Raw genomic sequence first — 18,863 nt, forward strand, 5'->3', positions numbered from 1 at the left:
AGCATGGCCCGGCACGAGATCCTCGCCGCCCTCATCGCCGCCGCCGGCACCCGCCAGGCGGACCGCCTCGACCCGCATCTCGATCCGGCCTCGGCGCCCCTCGATGAACGCAACGTGGGCGGTCTGCTGCGCGCCGCTGCCGCGCTGGCCGGCTATCTCAACTACTACGGCTCCGACCCGCAGCTGCCGTCCGGCGACTGGCGCGACTTCCTGCCGCAACAGGCGGCCGGCGAGAGCGACGCCGCCTACCAGGCCCGCCTCGCCGCGCTGGCCGATGGCAACGACGGCGCGCTGCCGCCGCACCTGGCGCTGCTGGTCGCCGCCTTCCAGGTCGCCGCCCGCCCGCGCGCGCTGCTCAACGACTTCACCCGCAAGCACCTGGATTTCCAGATGCAGACGGTGCTCGGCTTTGCACCGCGCCCGCCGGTGGCCGACCGGGTGCATGTGCTGGTCGAGCTGAAGAAGGGCGCCGCTGCGCTGGAGATCGGCACCGACGCGCTGCTGGCCGCCGGCAAGGACGCCCGCCAGCAGCCGCTGTTCTATCGGCCGGTCCGCCCGATGGTCGCCACCCAGGCACGCATCGCCAGCCTGCGCAGCGTCGCCCTCGGCAGCGACGGCCGGCTGCGCTTCGCGCCGGTGGCCGATTCCGCCAACGGCCTCGGCGCCCCGCTCACCACCGACCCGCCGAGCTGGCATCCCTTCGGCGTACGCCGGGGCGATGAAGTCGCGCTGCCCGACGCGCCGATCGGCTTTGCCCTCGCATCGGCGGTGCTGCGCCTTGCCGAAGGCAGCCGGCAGATCGACGTCAGTCTGGAACTGGACGGCATCGATACCGCCACGCACAGCGGCGAGCTGCTCGCCGACGCCTTCGAGGCACGCCTGTCCGGCCCCAAAGGCTGGCTCGGCCCCTTCCCCATCGCCCGCGCCGACTCCTCGCTGGCCGCCGCCAGCTGGGCCTTCAGCCTGCGCATCGACACCACCCAGCCGGCCATCGTCGACGCCAGCCCGGCACTCCACCAGCAGGCCTTTCCGGCCGGGCTGCCGGTACTCCAGCTGATGCTCAAAGAAGGCTCCGCCGCCTTCGGCCGCCTCGCCGGCCTCAAGCTGCGCCGGGCACGCATTGGCGTGAAGGCGGACGGCCTGCGCGCGCTGGCCCTCGAAAGCGATTTCGGCCAGCTCGATCCGAAGAAGGCCTTCCTGCCCTTCGGCCCGCAGCCCGGCGTCGGCACGCGCTTCTACGTGGGCTGCGCGGAAGCACTCGGCAAGCGCCTGTCGGCCCTCAGCCTGCAGATCGGCTGGCAGGGTGCGCCGACCACCCAAGCTGCGCTGAGCGCGCTGTACACCAACTATTCGGGCCAGAGCAGCCTGGCCAGCGGCGTGTGGGCCCAGGCGGAATGGGCCGATGCCGGCGGCACCCATCCGGCCGGGCGGGTCAGCCTGGCCCCGGCCGCCGGCGGCCGCGTGACGCTCGACCTGAGCGCCGCCAGCCGCGCCGGCCTGCCCCGCCCCTACCGCTGGATCACCGTCTACGAAGCCTTCGCCCGCGCCGGCAGCGCCTATGCCCGCCGGGAGGCCGGCTTCCTGCGCCTGCGCCGCGGCGTGGCCTCCGATGCGCCGGCCGCCACCGCGCCGCGGACCGGCTTCATCACCCTGGCGCTGGATACCGACCTGCTTCACGCCGCCTGGCGCAGCGAGGCCGTCGCCGGCCTGCTGGCCACACCGAAGGTGATCCTCGGCGAACCGTGGACGCCCAAGGCCCAGGAGATCAGCCTGTCCTACCAGGCCGACGCCGGGCCGAGCCGGGTGGACGACGACAGCGACGTCAGCTTCGCCAACGCCGAAGTGGAGTTCTTCCACGTGGACGCCTTCGGCGTGTCGCGGGAGCACGCCTGGCTCAGCGGCCGCCACCCGTGGCTGAGCGCCAGCCCCGTCCCGCTGCTGCCGCCGCACCGGGACGCCGGCGAGCTGCTCATCGGCCTGTCCGGCCTCGCCCCGGGCGACCCGCTGAGCCTGCTGTTCCAGGTCGCCGAGGGCAGCGCCGATCCCCTTGCCAACGCCCAGCGCCTGAGCTGGGCGGTGCTCGCCGACAACGCCTGGCGGCCCCTCGCCAGCGGCGCCGAGCTGACCCTCGACACCAGCCGCGAGCTGCGCGCCAGCGGCCTCGTCAACGTGGTGCTGCCCACCGACGCCACCACCGACAACACCCGCCTGCCGGCCGGCCTGATCTGGCTGCGGGCCGCCATCGCTGCTCAACCGGAAGCCGCCTGCCGCCTGGTCGGCGTGCATGCCAACGCCCTCGAGGCGGTCTTCGAGGATCACGCCAACGCTGCCAGTCACCTGACCAGCGCGCTACCGGCTGGCAGCATCGCGCGCTTCGTGGCACCGGCGCCGACACTGAAAGCAGTTAGCCAGCCCTACGCGTCCTTCGGTGGCGCGCTGCAGGAAGACGCCGCCGCACTGGCCCGCCGCGCCGCCGAGCGCCTGCGCCACCGCAACCGGGCCATCGCCCGCTGGGACTACGAGCGCCTGGTGCTGCAGGCCTTCCCGGCGGTAGACCGCATCAAGTGCATCCCCCACGCCAGCGACACGTCGTGGCTGGCCCCCGGCCACGTGCGCATGGTGGTGGTGCCGGACCTGCGCAACCGCAATGCGGTGGACCCGCTACAGCCGCGGGTGGACCTGGACACCCTGGAGCGGATCAAGACCTTCCTGCTGGCCCGCGCGCCGATGGGGCTGGACGCCGCCACGCTGGCCGTGCGCAACCCGGCCTACCGGGCCGTGCAGGTGGATTTCAAGGTCGCCATGCGGCCCGGCTACGCCTTCAGCTACTACCGCGCGCAGATCAACCAGGCCCTGCTGCGTGCCCTGTCGCCGTGGGCCTTCGACGCCGGCGCGGCCCTCGAATTCGGCGGCCGCGTGCTGCGCTCGGCGCTGGTGGATTTCGTCGAAGGCCTGCCGTGGGTGGATTACGTCACCGACTTCCGCCTGTGCTTCGCCGACCGCCCGGCCGAAGACCGGCCCGAGCTGGCCCCCGACGCGCCTGACGTGATCCTCGTATCCGCGCCCGAACACCTGATCGCCGAGGTGAGCTGATGGCCCCCCCTCTGTCCATACCGCCCACGTTGCCGCGCGCCCCCGAGCCCGCCGGCCGCAACGCCCAGGCCCTCTACGACGAGGGGCTGGACCTGCTGCGCCGCCTCGCCGGCGCCACGTGGACCGACCACAACCTGCACGACCCCGGCATCACCATCCTCGAACTGGTCACCTGGGCCCAGTCCGAGCTGGGCTACCGGGCCGAGCTGCCACTGGAAGACCTGCTGACCCCGCCGCCCGACTCGCCACTCGCCCTGGCCGACCGCTTCCACCGGGCCCGCCGGGTGTTGCCGACGCGTCCGCTGACCGCCCTCGACTGGCGCAAGCAGCTGATCGACCTGCCCGGCGTAAAGAACGCCTGGGTCATGCCCGCCGACGCGCCGCCCCTGTACGCCGACCTGCTGCAACGGCGGCTCAGCCGTAGCGTGCCGGCCCACAGCCACTACCGGGAAGTGCGCATCCGCGGCCTGTACCGGGTCGCCATCGATTTCATGGACGCGGTGAACACCCAGGCCGAGCGCGAGCCGGTACTGCGCACGGTACGCGCCACGCTGGAGGCCAAGCGCAACCTGTGCGAGGACTTCGTCGCCATCGAGCCGGTGCCGACGGAGAGATTCGCCCTGTGCGCCGAACTGGACCTGGAGGCCACCGCCGACGTCACCGAGGTCGCCGCCGGCCTGCTGTTCGCCGCCGCCCAGGCCATCGCCCCGCCGGTGCCCAGCTACAGCCTGGCCCAGATGCGCGCCCGCCCACTAGCCGACGGCCGCCCGCGCGGCGTGGACGACATCTTCGACGGCCCGGCGCTGCAGGACGGCTTCATCGACGAGGCCGACCTGGCGGCCTCCGAGCTACCCGCCGAGCTACGCCTGTCCGACCTGATCGGCGTGCTGATGGACGTGCCCGGCGTGCGCGCGATCAGCGACATCGTCCTCAACCCCCTTGACGGCAACGGCAACCCGCTGCCGGTGCCCAACCGCTGGCGGGTGCCGGTCACGGCCGGCCACCTGCCGCGACTGGCCATCGATACCGACGGCGAGACGCCGGCCGGCCGGCTGGTGTTCCGCAAGCGCGGCCTGCCGGTGGCCGGCTGGAACGTCGCTCAGATGCCCACCGCCGTGCGCCAGCGCCTCGACGCGCTGCTCGAAGCCGCCCGCCAGGCCGTCGAAACGCCCCGCGCCGAAGACCTGCCGGTGCCCGACGGGCGCTGGCGCGACCTCGCCGCCTACCGCTCGCTGCAGCTCGACTTCCCGCCCCTCTACGGCCTCGGCCCGGCCGGTCTGGCCGGCAACCCGGACGCCCAGCGCCAAGCCCAGGTGCTGCAGCTGAAGGCCTACCTCACCTTCTTCGACCAGCAGATCGCCAACGACCTGGCCCAGCTCGCCCAGGCCGCCCGCCTGCTGTCGGTGGCACCGGCCGAGCTCACCGCCACCGCCGACCGCTTCGACGGCCTGCCCGACGACGCCCACGTGCTGGCCACTCAGACCGTGGACAGCATCGTCGGCCACGACCGGGTGTATGCCGCCGACGTCACCCCGACGCTGCTCGCCAACCTGCAGGAGACGCCGGCCGAGGCAGCCACCCGCCAGCACCGCCTGCTCGACCACCTGCTGGCCCGCCTCGGCGAGGACTTCTCCGAGTACGCCGCAGCGATGGCCTCCGCCTTCGCCCACACCGACGACGAGGTGATCGCCGACAAGTGCGCCTTCCTGGCCGACGCCGCCGAACTGTCCGCCAACCGCGCCGGCGCCTACGACCAGAGCCTCGACGGCCCAACCGACCTGTGGAACAGCCTCAACGTCAGCGGCCTCGAGAAGCGCCTGGCGCGCCTGCTGGGCATCGCCGACTTCAGCCGCCGCAACCTCGGCGCGGTGTCCTACGAGACCTACGCCGAGATCGACACCACCCCCGGCGACGAATTCCGCTTCCGCATCTTCCGCGCCAGCGACAACAAGATCCTGCTGTCGTCCACCGCCAACTTCGCCACCCGCGAGGACGCCCGCGCCCGCATGATCGCCGCGATCACCCGCGGCCAGCAGGCCGACGACCAGCACTACCGCATCATCCAGGGCAGCGACCAGCGCTTCTACTTCAGCGTCGTCGACGCCGACGGCCACCTGCTGGCGCGGCGTGTCGAGGGCTTTCCCAGCGAGGCGGCGGCCCGCAGCGTGATCGCCGACCTGGCCGACTACCTGCGCGACCACTACAGCGGCGAAGGCCTGTACGTCATCGAGAACCTGCTGCTGCGCCCCAGTCAGGAGGACGACCCGCTGCTACCGATCTGCGTGGACGGCGATTGCAGCGACTGTGCCGATGCCGATCCTTATTCCTGGCGCCTGCAGATCGTGCTGCCGGCCTACGCCGGGCGTTTCCAGCAGATGGATTTCCGCAACTTCGCCGAGCACGTGATCCGCAGCGAAGTGCCGGCCCACCTGCTGCCCAAGATCTGCTGGGTGAACGCCGACGACATGGCCCGCTTCGAGCTCGCCTACCGGGACTGGCTGTCCCTGCACGCCGGCGTCACCAGCGCCGACCGGCAAGCCAAGTTGCAGGCGCTGATCGACGCCCTCACGACAATGAAGAACATCTACCCGCAGCGCACCCTGTTCGACTGCTTCGCCGAATCGCCCAAGCCGCCCTTCGTCCTCGGCAGCACCGCCCTCGGCAGCGCCCCCGACCACGTCATCAACCAGGAGACGGACCATGGCTGATCCGATCAAGGTCCTGCAAAGTCTCGCCGCGCCCCTCGCCAGCCAGTACGCCGTCTTCGAGCGCGACCAGGTCCTCACCCACACCCAGCTCAACGAAGTCACCAGCTGGCTCGACCAGCAGGACCGCCTGTCCCGCGTCACGCTCGTTGGCGCCGGCATCGTCGCCGGCTTCGCGGTGAGCAGCGACGGCGCCAGCGTGACCATCGGCGCCGGCCTCGGCCTCACCTGCGACGGCGACCTGGTGCGCATCGACGACGCCACCACCTATCCGCGCCTGCGCCCTTATGACGCCACCGCGCCGCGCTACGAGCCTTTCTTCGATATGGCCAGCGGCGTGCTGCTGATCAGCGGCGAGCTGACCTCCGGCGACGACCCCCTCGGCGTGCCGCTCACGGCTGGCGCGCTGGCAGGCCAGGCGGTGATCCTGCTGGCGGAGACCACCGTCAGCGATCCCGACCTGTGCACCGGCGCCGACTGCGACAACCTCGGCCGCGAACGCCAGCAGCGCCTGCGCGTACTGCTGGCCAGCCGCAGCACCGCCGCCAACCTGGCCGCCGGCCCGCTGACGCTGGCCGAACGGGCCCGCGAGCTGCCCGAGCTGATCGCCTGGCGGCCGCAGCTGGGCAGCGACCTGGCCACCGCCGAAGTGCTGATCGCCCGCTACCGGGACGCCGCCGGCAAGACCCTGGCCGGCCTGGTGGACGCCCTGAAGAATTTCGCCGAGAACTTCCCCGGTGTGCTTGCCGCGGTGTTCCGGCGCAATCCCGTCGCCGACTGGATCGCCACGCTGCAGCGCCAGCAGGACACCCCGGCCAGCGCGGTACTGCCCTTCCACGATTTCCTGAAGGACCTCTGCGAAGCCTGGAACGCCATCCGCGACGCGCTGCTGGATGCAGACGCGCTGCCCGCCGGCCCGCTCCCGCTGGCCTTTCCCAAGCACCTGGCGGCCGGCGCGCTGGATGCCCCCGACGACGCCCGCACCGCCTTCTACCCGGCTGCCGCCGATTGCTGCAGCCGCGGCACCGCCACCGAACTCAAGCTGCTGCTGGCCCGCTTCGACCAGCTGATCGCCAACTACGCGCCACCCACCGACACCGTGCTGCGCGTCACCCCCAGCCACGGCGAAGACCGGCCCCTCGGCGAACGCGCGATCCCCTGGTACTACCGCGCCGCGATGAACGCCGCGTGGAACCCGCGCCTCGCCGCCCGCCGCCTCGGCAATCACAACCTGGGCTACCGGGCCGCCGAATACCAGGGCAGCCCCCGCGCCCTCGATCCACTGGCCGGCAGCATCGCCGCCCACGAGTTTTTCCGCGTTGAAGGCCATCTCGGCAGGCCGGTCGACCAGGTACGCGGCGAGTTGCAGAAACTCATCGCCGCCCGCAACCTGCCCTTCGAGGTCCACGCGGTGCTGGTGCATAACCGCAAGGAGCTGATCAAGATCCGCCCCGGCATCCGTTACACCGACCTGCACCGCTTCCACTACCTGCTGCGCCAGGACGTATCCCTGCGCCTCGACGAGAGCGACACCTTCTCCGGCCAGTACCTGGACAAGCTGAAGACTGCCATCGACAGCAAGGACATCCCCGACCAGACCGACGAGGGCGTGTCGGTCCTCGCCGCCGCCACCCAGGCCCGCAGCGCCGTCAGCAGCCTGGCCGGCACCGCCAAGCCGGCCCTCGACCAGCCCACCTACAGCGCCTACCGGGCCAGCACCGACGCCACCCGCTGGAACAACGGCATCGCCGAAACCCTGCGCACCGTCGGCACCGCACGGGTCAACCTGGGCAAGCTGTCGCGCAGCGACTTCGTGTCGCCGGTGGACTCCCTGATCCAGACCACCCACCCGATCTGGCTGGACTGGCTGGACAACCTCATCAAGGCCAAGGACGACAAGGCCGACGACAAGCTGCTGCTGGCCCGCTTCGCCACCGACAACCCGGGCCTCGACCACCTGGGCGGCGTGTGGCGCGGCGGCTGCTTCGTGCTGGCCTACGACGACAGTGGCCGGGTCGTCGCCGATTTCACCCTGGCTTACCCCTGCGCCGAAGTGGACGAGACCGAACCCGTCGAGCCGCCACTGCCGCGCCCGCCGCTGCGCCGGCCGCCGATCGACGTCATCCCGATCAAGGTCGTCAGGCCGGTGGACCTGGTCGTCAGCACGCTGGTCGGCAGCGTCGTCGGCAGCAAGTTCGACGCCGCGCGGGAAGCCCTCGCCGCCGACCTGAAGGCCGTGCAGACCGACATCCGGGCCAAGCTCGAAACCCAGACCGCCAACGTGGAAGGCCTCGTCAAGGGCGCCTTCAGCACCAAGGACGCCACCGCCGCCGGCACCATCGGCCTGAAGGGCGTGGCCACCGGCGACGTGGTGCTCGACCAGATGGTCAAGGACGTGGAGTACAAGCGCCAGCAGGTGCAGAGCCTGGTGGACCTGGTCAGCCAGGGCAACCTGCCGGAGGACAGCCGCGCGCAGGCCCAGGCCATGCTCACCAAGGCCCAGACGGAACTGGGCGAGGCAGTCGCCGACACCACCACCCGGGTCGTCACGCAGAAGGTGGACACCTCCTCCGGCGCTGCCGCCGGCGTGGCCTCGGTGCTGGCCAACAGCACGGTATACGTGACCGACGCGGCCGTCGCCGCCAATCTGGGCAACAAGCTGGAGGCCCTCAAGGGCAGCGCCGCGGTGCCGGCCCAGGCGGTGCTGATCAGCAACCTGCAGAACCTCAACCGCCTGAAGCGCTGAAGCCCGGGAGCCGCCATGAGCACACCCTTCCCGCACCGCATCCGCCGCCTGCTGTGGCAGGCGCGGGCCCCCACGCCGGCGGCGGCCTTCGCGCTGCGCGGCGTGCTGCGGGACGCCGCCGACCCCGTACTCGCGGCCCTCGCCGAACGCCTGTCGGCCCACAGTCCCGACGACCGGGTGGTCCGCCTGGAGCGCCTTGAACTGCAGCTGCGACTCGACCCGGCCTTCGATCCAGACGCCCTGCCGGCCCAGGTCGCGGCAGCCGCCGACGAGGCCCTGGCCGGACTGGCCTGGCCGCACACCGCAACACCCGCCGCCGAGGACAGCCCCCCCGTTCCGACGCCTGAGTCGACGCCCTCCTCGTGGGAAGACACCCCGACCGAGGTGGACGAATCCAGCCCCGCCGACACCGCGCCGCTGCTGCTGGCCTGGCTGCACAACGCCCCCGACGAATTGCGCGAAGCCGTGCGAACGGCCCTCGCCCACGTCGATGAAGAGGCCGGCCACGGCCATTCATTGCACACGGCAATCCTCGATCTGGGCGGCGAGCCGCTTCCCCTGCCAGTGCCAACCCTGCGCGAACTGGCCCGGCGCCTCGACACGCCCACCAGCGACAGCCTGCAAGCATCCGATGCCATCAGCCACGACGACACGCTGGAGCTCCCTCCCACCCAGGTTTCGGCGGCAGCCGTGCACGCCCAGGCCGGCCTCGCCAGCTATCTGCGCCGCGGCAGCCCGGATTGGTCGCTGGCCGGCCTGCCCGAAGAACAGCTGCGCGCCCTGCTGACCGAAGCCGCGCTGGCCTGGGCCAGCCTCGGCTGCCTGCCGCCCGACATCCAGGCCCTGCCCCGCGCCGAGCGGCTTGGCGGGCTGAGCCGCTGGCTGGCCCTGCTGCCGGCGGCCCGGCGACGGCAGGTGGTCGACGCCCACGCGGCCACCGTCCCACGGCATCCGCTCAGCCGGGCGCTGCAAGCCCTGCTCGCCGCCACTGCCCAGCTGGACGACGGCGACAGCCTCCATGCCCAGGCCCTGTGGCTGGCCTGGACGCTGGAAGGCGAGCCCGCCACCGATGACCGCCATCACCCCTGGCGGCCCGTCGCCCGCGCCTGGCTCACGGCCTTGTTCGCCACCCGCAGCGCAGAACCCCACTGGCAAGCCGTCCTCGACCTGCTGAAAGACACGCCGCCCCACCCGGCTGCGCCAATGCAGCCCGCCGCACTCGCCGACGACAGGACGGCAGACCGCGCCAGCCCTGCTCAGTCCCCATCCCGCAACACCCAGACACGCCCGCAGGATGCAGAGCCGGCCGCAGCCACGCCACGCTTCGATCAACGCCCGGCCAGCAGCGCCCCGGCCGGCCAGCTTGTGCCCCAGGCCGGACTGGTGCTGTTGCATCCCTATCTGCCACGCCTGTTCGAGGCGGTCGGGCTGATCCCCGCCGGTCACCGTGGGCCCTTGCCAAAGGCCGTGCTGCCACGCGCCGCTGCGCTGCTGCACGGGCTGGCCAGCGGCACAACGGCCCTCGAATTCGAGCTGCCCTTCGTCAAGCTGCTGCTCGGCCTCCCGCCGGACACACCGTTTTCCCATGCATTGCCCGCCCTGACGGAGGCAGAACGCGCCGAGGCCGAAGCCCTGCTGGCCGCCGTGCTGGCCCACTGGCAGGCCCTGCGCGGCACCACCACGGACGGCCTGCGCACCGCCTTCCTGCGCCGCCGCGGCCACCTGCGTCGGCAAGACGAGACCTGGCAGCTGCGCGTCGAGCCGGAATCCTTCGACCTCCTGCTGGGCCTGCTGCCGTGGAGCATTGGCCTGGTCCGCCTGCCGTGGATGCCGTGGCCGCTACTGACCGAATGGGGCGCGCCGTGAGGGCCGGGCCATGAACAGCCACGACCTGCCCTGGCGCCCCGCCGATGGCGAGCCGGCAGACAGTCTGCTCCAGGCCGCCACCGCCACGCTGGAGGCCGAGCTGGAATGGCTTGCCGACTGCCTGCGCATCCGCCTGCAGCGCTACTTCGGCCAGCCGCCCGACTCGCCGCCGCTGCCGGCCGACGCCCCGCCCCTCGACCGGACGGACTGCCCCTACGCCGCCGCCGTGCGCCGCCGCGGCCTCGACCCGGCCGACCGGCTGCTCGTCGCACTCGCGCTGGCGCCGCTGCTGCGCCCGCAACTGCTGGACGTGCTGTGGTCACGCAACGAAACCACCCAACGCCCGTTCACCGAGTTCGGCGGCCGCAGCGACGGCGCCAGCTTCCTGCCCAGCGGCGAGACCGCCTGCTTCCTGTTGGCCGGCGATGCCCTCGACCTGCGCCTGGCGGCTATCCGCCGCCTCGCCCCGGAAGGCCGGCTGGCGCGGGAGGACGTGCTGCGCCTGGGCCCTGCGGCGCCCGGCGACGGGCCGGCCAGCCCCTTCGGCGGCCCGCTGCAGCTGTCGCCGCGCTTCCTCGCCGAAGCCCTGCCCGGCCTGCCGCTGCCCACCAGCGGCGACGCCGGCATCCCGGCGCGGCGGGTGTTCACCGGGCTGGACTGGAGCGACCTGGTGCTACCCGCCCAAACCCTTGCCCAGTTGGAAGACATCGGCCTGTGGCTGGTCCACGGCCGCACGCTAATGGACGACTGGGGCCTCGGGCGGCGCATCGCGCCGGGCTACGTGAGCCTCTTCCACGGCCCGTCCGGCACCGGCAAGACACTGTCCGCGTGCCTGCTCGGCCAGCGCTGCGGCCGCGAGGTGTATCGCGTGGACCTATCCCAGGTCAGCTCCAAGTACATCGGCGAGACCGAGAAAAACCTCGCCCGCCTCTTCGAGGCCGCCGAGCAAGCCGGCTGGATTCTCTTCTTCGACGAGGCCGACGCCCTGTTCGGCAAGCGCAGCAGCGTCTCCGATGCTCACGACCGCTACGCCAACCAGGAGGTGAGCTACCTGTTGCAGCGCATCGAGGCTTTCAGCGGCGTGGTGATCCTCGCCTCCAACCTGCGCCACAACATCGACGACGCCTTCCTGCGCCGCTTCCAGTCGGTAGTGGCCTTTCCACTGCCGCGCCCGGCCGAGCGCCTGCGCCTGTGGCGCGAGGCCTTCCCGGCCCCGGTGCGCCTCGACCCGGCCCTTGACCTCGCCCAGCTGGCCCGCCAGCACGAGATTTCCGGCGGCACCATCATGAACGTGGTGCGCTACGCCTGCCTGCAGGCCCTCGGCCGCGGCGACGGCTCGGTAAGCGCCGAGGCGGTGGACGAAGGCCTGCGCCGCGAACTGCTGAAGGAGGGCCGGGCCAGCTAGGCCGGCGCCCGGATGAACGCGCCCCTGTCCCGCCACATCCTGCGCACGCCCGAGCATCGGGCCGTGGCGGCACCAGTCAGGACGCCAGCGCCGGTCTCGCCGCAGCGCGCCTCGGTCGGCGGGCTGGCGGTGTCCAGCCCCCACGACACGGCCGAGCGGGAGGCGGTGCAGGTCGCCCGCCGGGTCGTCAGCCTGCCGGCGGCGCCGGTGTCGGCCAGCGCGACCCGCTTTGCCGGCCTCGTGCCGGCGTCGGCCCAGCGCGCACCGACGACGGCAGCTGCCGCTGCACCACGACCCGCCCCCGCTGCCGCAGCCCTGCCCACTGGCGGCCAGCCGCTGCCGCGCAGCCTGCGGGACTTCATGGAGCCGCGCTTCGGTGCCGACTTCTCGGCGGTGCGCATTCACACCGGTCCACAGGCGGCCCAGGCCAGCCGCCGCCTCAACGCCGCCGCCTTCACGGTCGGCCGCGAGATCTTCTTCGGCCGCGACGCCTACCAGCCCGACAGCAGCGCCGGCCGCGAGCTGATCGCCCACGAGCTGACCCACACCATCCAGCAGGGCGCCGCCGCGCAGGCGCCAGCCCAGGTCCGGCGCAGCCTGCTGCCCGGCGTCGTCGAGCACAGCCCGCCGGCAGTGCAGCGCCTCGGTATCAGCGACGCGCTGGATTTCTTTGCCGACCACGCCAACAACCTGCCGGGCTTCCGCATGTTCACACTGGTGCTGGGGGTGAACCCGATCAACATGCGGGCCGTCGAACGCACGCCGGCCAACCTGCTGCCGGCGGTGGTGGAGCTGATGCCCGGCGGCGCGCTGATCACCCAGGCCCTCGACAACCACGGCATCATCGACCGGGTGGCCGTGTGGGTGCAGCAGCAGATCGCCACCCTTGGGCTGATCGGCAGCAGCATCCGCCAGGCGGTGGACCGCTTCCTCGACAGCCTGGGCTGGCGCGACATCTTCGACCTGGGCGGGGTGTGGGAGCGGGCCAAGCGCATCGTCACCGACCCCATCTCGCGCATCACCCGCTTCGTCGGCAACCTGGTGTCCGGCGTACTGCAGTTCATCCGCGACGCGATCCTGCGCCCGCTGGCCGGGCTGGCCGCCGGCACCCGCGGCTGGGATCTGCTGTGCGCGGTGCTCGGGCGCAACCCGATCACCGGCGAGCCGGTGCCGCGCAGCGCCGAAACCTTGATCGGCGGCTTCATGAAACTGATCGGCCAGGACGAGGTGTGGGAGAACATCAAGAAGGGCAACGCCATCGCCCGCGCCTGGGCCTGGTTCCAGGGCGCGCTGGCCGGCCTGATGGGCTTTGTCACGGCGCTGCCGGGGATGTTCATGGACACCCTGCGCAGCCTCGGCGTGGCCGACCTGCTGACGCTGCCGCAGACCTTCGTGCGCATCGCGCGGGTTTTCGGTGATTTCGCCGGGCGCTTCTTCAGCTGGGCCGGCCAGCAGGTGATCAGCCTGCTGGAGATCATCTTCGAGGTGGTCGCTCCCAGCGTGATGCCCTACCTGCGCCGCACCGCCGGTGCGCTGCAGAGCATCTTCCGCAACCCGATCGGCTTCGTGCGCAACCTGGTGCGGGCCGCCAAGGCCGGCTTCGAGGGCTTCGTGGACCGCATCGGCACCCACCTCAAGACCGGCCTCATCGAGTGGCTCACCGGCGCGCTGCCCGGCGTCTACATTCCGCAGAAGCTGGAGTTGCAGGAAGTCCTCAAGTTCGTGCTGTCGGTGCTCGGCCTGACCTGGCAGAACATCCGCCAGAAACTCGTCACGGCGGTCGGCGAGCCGGTGGTGAAGGCCATGGAAACCGGCTTCGACGTGGTCGTCGCGCTGGTCACCGGTGGGCCGGCGGCGGCCTGGGACAAGATCAAGGAGATGCTCGGCAACCTGAAGGACATGGTGATCGGCGGCATCAGCGACTTCGTCATCGACATGGTGGTGAAGAAGGCGGTGCCCAAGCTGGTGGCGATGTTCATCCCGGGCGCCGGCTTTATCTCGGCGATCCTGTCGATCTACGACACGGTGATGGTTTTCGTCAGCAAGCTGGCGCAGATCGCCCAGACCGTGAAGGCCTTCGTGGACTCCATCGCGGCCATCGCCGGCGGCGCCATCGACGCGGCAGCCAAGCGCGTCGAGGCCACGCTGGCCAACCTGCTGTCCCTGGCGATCAGCTTCCTGGCCGGCTTCATCGGCCTCGGCAAGGTGGCCGACAAGGTGATGGCGGTGATCCAGAAGATCCGCGCGCCCATCGACAAGGCCCTCGACTGGCTGGTCGGCTGGATCGTCAAGATCGGCAAGGCGCTGTACGGCAAAGCCAAGGCGGCCGTCGGCAAGGTCGTCGAATGGTGGAAGGAGCGCAAGCCCTTCCGCACCGCCGGCGGCGAATCCCACGAGGTGTATTTCGCCGGCGACGAGAAGAAGCCGGTGCCGATGGTCGCCAGCAAGGATCCCAAGCCCATCCTCACCAAGCTCGACCAGTACGCCGCGATGGCCAAGGAGGCGGACGCCAGCAAGGCCCGCAAGAACGCCGTGGCGGTAATCGGACGAGTGCGCCAGACCCTCGCCACGACGCCGGAGTCGCCGACGGTGGTGGCCGACATGAAGACCCTCTTCGAAGCCTTCGAGGAAACCGGCACACCGAAGAAAACCAGCTTCCTGAGCCAGGTCCAGACCGGCCTCGGCGGCAGCCAGGTGGCGGTGCACATGAGCATCGACTGGCTCGACGCCAAGTACGCCGGCGCCCACGGCAGCGGGCCGTCCTCGTCGGCGCTGTCAGCGGTGATGAACCAATTGGTCACCGATCCGGGCGAGAGCGCCGAGCGCAAGTACATCAAGGGCCACCTGCTCAACGACAAGCTGGGCGGCGAAGGCGACGACAAGAACCTGTTCCCGATCACCGCCATCGCCAACAGCCGCCACCGCTACTCCACCGAATCGACGGTACTCGGCTGGCTGAAAAAGAAGAACAGCTGGGTGTGGTACGAGGTGAAGGTGGGCATCGTCGCCTCCAGCTTCCCGGTGCCCGGCAAGAAGAGCCCGCGCAACTTCGTGAACGCCGACTTCAACTGCTACGCGATCCGCAAGAACGAGGACGGCGAGCAGCAGGAAGCATTCACCAGCACCATCTCGTCGCGTCAGGGCGCGCGGCCCGACGCCGAGGTCTTCGACCTCGGCAAGTAGCGCTCAGCCGGCCAGCGCATCCCACAGCAGCTTCACGCCGGAAAGACCGAGCGCCGCCGTGGCGAACAGGTAGAAGCCGCGCTCCGGCAGCTTCGCCAGCAAGCGCATGCCGGTCCACACGCCAATCGGCACCAGCGGCAGCAGCATCGCCGACATCAGCAGGGTGTCGCGGGAGAACAGGCCGAGACCCAGGTAGAAGGGCAGCTTGGCCAGGTTGATAAAGGCGAAGAAGAACACCGAAGTCGCCACGAAAACCTGGCGCGGCTGGCCGCGGCTCAGCAGGTAGACCATCACCGGCGGCCCGCCGGCGTGAGCCAGGGTACTGGTGAGCCCGGCCCCGGCACCGCACAGCCACGCAAAGCCGCGGCGCGGCGGCTGGCCGCCCGTTCCGGCGGCCGGCCGCGTGCGGCGCAGCAGGCGATCCGCCGCGAAGGCCACCGAGATCAGGCCCAGCGCGCCCTTCACCATCGTCTCTGACATCACGCCGAAGGCCAGCGTGCCGGCGGCAATGCCGAGCACCGCGGCCGGAATCAGCAGGCGCAGGTCGGCCCAGTCGGCTTTGCCACGCCAGGCGCGAATGCCGACCATGTCCATGCAAATCAGGATCGGCAGCATCACCGCCACCGCGTCGCGCGGCGACAGCCACATGGACATGAAGGGCACGGCCAGCCCGCCGAGGGCGCCACCGAGGCCGGATTTGGAGATGCCGGTGAGCAGGACGGCGATCGCGGTGACGATCCAGCCGGCGGTGTTCATTTCCATCGGAACAGGGGACGGCGGCGTCCGAAAAGGGAGCAGCGCAGGATAGTAGGCAATGTGAATCCATGTTGCAAAGCGGTACCGCACATGTCGGCCCTAAGACTTAAGTAGTACATTTTCCACTTCCGGCCGGGCTGCCTCGGCCAACTGATCCGCCGCCTCCGTCGTGGCCCCCGTCTGAAGATGTTGAACGCCACGCCCAGCAGAATCCTGCTCGTTACCGCCGGCTACCTGGCCCTGGGCGGCCTCGGGTTGCTGTTCGCGATTGCGCCCGGCTATGCCAGCCCGATCTTCCCGGCCTCCGGCCTGGCCCTGGCGGCGGCCCTGTGCTTGGGCTACAGCGCCCTGCCGGGCATCTGGCTCGGTTCGGCCAGCCTCAACCTGGGCCTGGCCTTCCTCAGCCACAGCCTCGACGCGCGCACGGCCGCCGCCGCGAGCCTGATCGCCTGTGGCGCCACCGCCCAGGCCTGGCTCGGCCGGACCCTGGTGCGACGCTGGAGCGGCAACAGCTGGCATGCACTGGAGCACGAACGGACGGTGCTGCATTTCCTGCTGATCGGCGGCCCGCTGGCCTGCCTGGTGTCGGCCTCGGTCGGCATCGGCAGCCTGGCGGCGCTGCAGATCATGGCCACGCCGCAGCTGCCTTTTGCGTGGTGGAACTGGTTCGTCGGCGACGCCCTCGGCGTGCTGACCTTCGCGCCCCTCTGCCTGTGCTTCCTGATCCGCTCCAATCGCCTGTGGCAGGCCCGCCGGCGCCAGATCACCGCGCCAATGCTGCTGACCCTGCTGTTCGTCGGCATCGCCATCTACGCCACGGCACGCTGGGAGCAGAACGGCCAGCAACATCGCCTTCAAACCGACGCCGAGCGGGTGCAGAAACGCATCGAGGATCGCCTGCAAACTCACCGGGAAGCCCTGCTGTCCCTGCGCCGCCTGCTCGAAGTCACGCCGGACATCGGCCCAGCCCAGTTCGAGGCCTTCACGCTGTCCACGCTACAGGACAACCCGGACCTGTCGGCTTTCAGCTTCAACGCCTATGTACGCGACGACGAGCGCCCTGCCTTCGAACGGGAGATGCGCCACCGCCTACACGACAGCGGCTTCCGCATCAACGAGAAGAATGCCGAGGGCCAGCGCGTTCCAGCCGCCCAGCGGGAGGCTTACGTACCGGTGACTTACATCGCCCCGGCGCCCCCCAACCGGCTCGCCCTAGGCTTCGACATCAGCTCCGAAGACGTCCGCCGGGATGTGGTGCGCCGCAGCCAACAAGGAGACGCCACTATCTCCATCAGTGCGCCGATCAAACTGGTTCAGGACCGCAACGACCGGGTCGCCGTGCTGGCTCTTGCGCCAGTCCATTCGCACGGGGAGAAGCCGGTCAGAACCGATCCGCTGCGGGGCTTCGCGGTCGCGGTCATCACCATGGACCAACTGGTGGAGGTGGCCACCGGCGACGGGTTGCCACCGGGGCTGCACCTGCAACTGCTCGACCCGGCGGCCAACCGCGAAGCCCAGCGCCTCGACAGCCTCTCCCAGCCCGTCAATACGAATGGAGCCCGCGCCGTGTGGGCTGGCCAGGTTCGAGCCGGCGACCGGAACTGGACCCTGCAGGTCTTAGCCGACGACCACTACCTGGCCCTCAACCGGCCGTGGATCGCCTGGGGCGTCGGCGTCGTCGGGCTGCTCTTCGCAACCCTGCTGCAGACCCTGATGCTCGGCATGACCGGCCGCACCGCGATCATCGAGCGCCGCGTCGAGCGCCAGACCCATGACATCGCGGCAGCCAACCGGGAACTGGCGCGCCACCGGGACCACCTCGAAGAACTGGTCGCCGCCCGCACCGCAGACCTGTCCGTCGCCAAGGAAGCCGCCGAGGCCGCCAACCGGGCGAAAAGCAGCTTTCTAGCCAACATGAGCCACGAGCTGCGCACCCCGATGAATGCCATCATCGGCCTCACCCACATCCTCGGCCGCAAGAACGCCGACCCCGACCAGCGCGAGCGCCTCGGCCGAGTCTCCCGCGCCGCCAGCCACCTGCTGCAACTGCTCAACGACGTGCTGGAGCTGTCACGCATCGACGCCGAACGGCTGTCCATCGAGGAAGTCCCTTTCCAGCTGAAGACGGTCGTCGCCAACGTGGACAGCCTGATCGGCACCGAAGCGACAGCCCGCAGCCTGCAGCTGCGCCTGGAACTGGCACCGGAACTGGCCGAGCTGCCACTGCTCGGCGATCCCCTGCGCCTGCAGCAGGTGCTGCTCAACATCGTCGGCAACGCCCTCAAGTTCACCGAGGAAGGCAGCATCACGCTGGCCGTCACCCAGAGCACCGAAAATGCCGGAAGCATCCTTTTGCGCTTCGAGGTCCGCGACACCGGCATCGGCATTCCCGCCAACGCACTGCAGCGGATCTTCCAACCCTTCGAGCAGGCCGACAGCTCGACCACCCGCCGCTTCGGCGGCACCGGTCTGGGGCTGACGATCTGCCAGCGCCTGGTGCGCCTGATGGGCGGCGAGATCGGCGTGGACAGCCAGCCCGGCGCCGGCAGCACCTTCTGGTTCACCTGCCGGGTCGGCCGCGCCGCCGCCGCTGCGGCAGCCAGCGACGCGCCGCTGCCGGCCAGTACCGATGCCGAACAGCAGCTGCGGGCCCGGCACCGTGAGCGACGCATCCTGCTGGCCGAGGATGACTGGGTGAACCAGGAAGTGAGCCTGGAGCTGCTGCGCGAGATCCTGCGCCTGCCCACCGACCTGGCCGAGAACGGCGCGGAAGCACTGCGCATGGCCGCGCAGACGCCCTACGACTTGATCCTGATGGACATCCAGATGCCGGTGATGGACGGGCTCGCCGCCACCCGGGCGATCCGCGCACTGCCGACCCACCAGCACACGCCGATCCTCGCGATGACCGCCAACGCCTTCGAGGAGGACCGGCTGGCCTGCCGTGCCGCCGGCATGGACGACTTCATCCCCAAGCCCGCCGACCCCGACCAGCTGTTCCGAACCCTGCTGCACTGGCTCGAAAAACGGCCCGAAACGCCGAAGGCTGGCACCCGTCACACCCAAGGCGGCTAAACTTCGGCTTTTGCCGGCCGAAATAGCAAAAACC

Annotated in this window: 8 protein-coding genes; 7 read left to right on the forward strand and 1 reads right to left on the reverse strand. The window is 70.8% G+C overall.

The genetic code is table 11. The features are described from left to right. The first annotated feature begins 3 nt into the window (after window positions 1–3). Genes ACE3RX_RS00130 through ACE3RX_RS00155 form a run of 6 tightly spaced genes read left to right on the forward strand, consistent with a single transcriptional unit; the run spans window position 4 to window position 14,998 of the window. Window positions 4–3,093 (forward strand): baseplate J/gp47 family protein, encoded by a 3,090-nt coding sequence (locus tag ACE3RX_RS00130; RefSeq protein ID WP_374479032.1) that lies wholly within the window; start codon window positions 4–6, stop codon window positions 3,091–3,093. Next, entirely contained in the window at window positions 3,093–5,801 is a 2,709-nt protein-coding gene (locus ACE3RX_RS00135; RefSeq protein WP_374479034.1) for a hypothetical protein, read from the forward strand. Before ACE3RX_RS00130 ends, ACE3RX_RS00135 begins: the two co-directional genes overlap by 1 nt. After that, the gene (locus ACE3RX_RS00140) at window positions 5,794–8,544 is read left to right on the forward strand and encodes a hypothetical protein (protein WP_374479036.1); all 2,751 of its coding nucleotides are present in this window, start codon (window positions 5,794–5,796) and stop codon (window positions 8,542–8,544) included. The genes ACE3RX_RS00135 and ACE3RX_RS00140 overlap by 8 nt, the downstream gene beginning before the upstream one ends. Before the next feature lie 15 nt (window positions 8,545–8,559). Beyond that, a complete protein-coding gene (locus tag ACE3RX_RS00145; RefSeq protein WP_374479038.1) occupies window positions 8,560–10,410 on the forward strand; it encodes a contractile injection system tape measure protein in 1,851 nt (616 codons plus the stop codon). 10 nt (window positions 10,411–10,420) lie between these two features. Further along, complete coding sequence (locus tag ACE3RX_RS00150; protein WP_374479040.1) at window positions 10,421–11,815, forward strand: ATP-binding protein; 1,395 nt, start codon at window positions 10,421–10,423, stop codon at window positions 11,813–11,815. A gap of 12 nt (window positions 11,816–11,827) precedes the next feature. Then, window positions 11,828–14,998 (forward strand): DUF4157 domain-containing protein, encoded by a 3,171-nt coding sequence (locus ACE3RX_RS00155; RefSeq protein ID WP_374479042.1) that lies wholly within the window; start codon window positions 11,828–11,830, stop codon window positions 14,996–14,998. Between the two features lie 3 nt (window positions 14,999–15,001). On the opposite strand, the gene ACE3RX_RS00160 is transcribed toward ACE3RX_RS00155, so the two are convergent. Further along, window positions 15,002–15,760, reverse strand: a complete 759-nt coding sequence (locus tag ACE3RX_RS00160) for a sulfite exporter TauE/SafE family protein (protein WP_374479044.1) — start codon at window positions 15,758–15,760, stop codon at window positions 15,002–15,004. A 180-nt stretch (window positions 15,761–15,940) separates the two neighbouring features. On the opposite strand from ACE3RX_RS00160, the gene ACE3RX_RS00165 reads away from it, so the two are divergent. After that, on the forward strand, window positions 15,941–18,829 hold the full coding sequence (locus ACE3RX_RS00165; RefSeq protein WP_374479046.1) for a CHASE domain-containing protein: 2,889 nt from the start codon (window positions 15,941–15,943) through the stop codon (window positions 18,827–18,829). The last annotated feature ends 34 nt before the right edge of the window (window positions 18,830–18,863 follow it).

Source organism: Zoogloea sp., from assembly GCF_041914405.1.
Lineage (GTDB): Bacteria > Pseudomonadota > Gammaproteobacteria > Burkholderiales > Rhodocyclaceae > Zoogloea.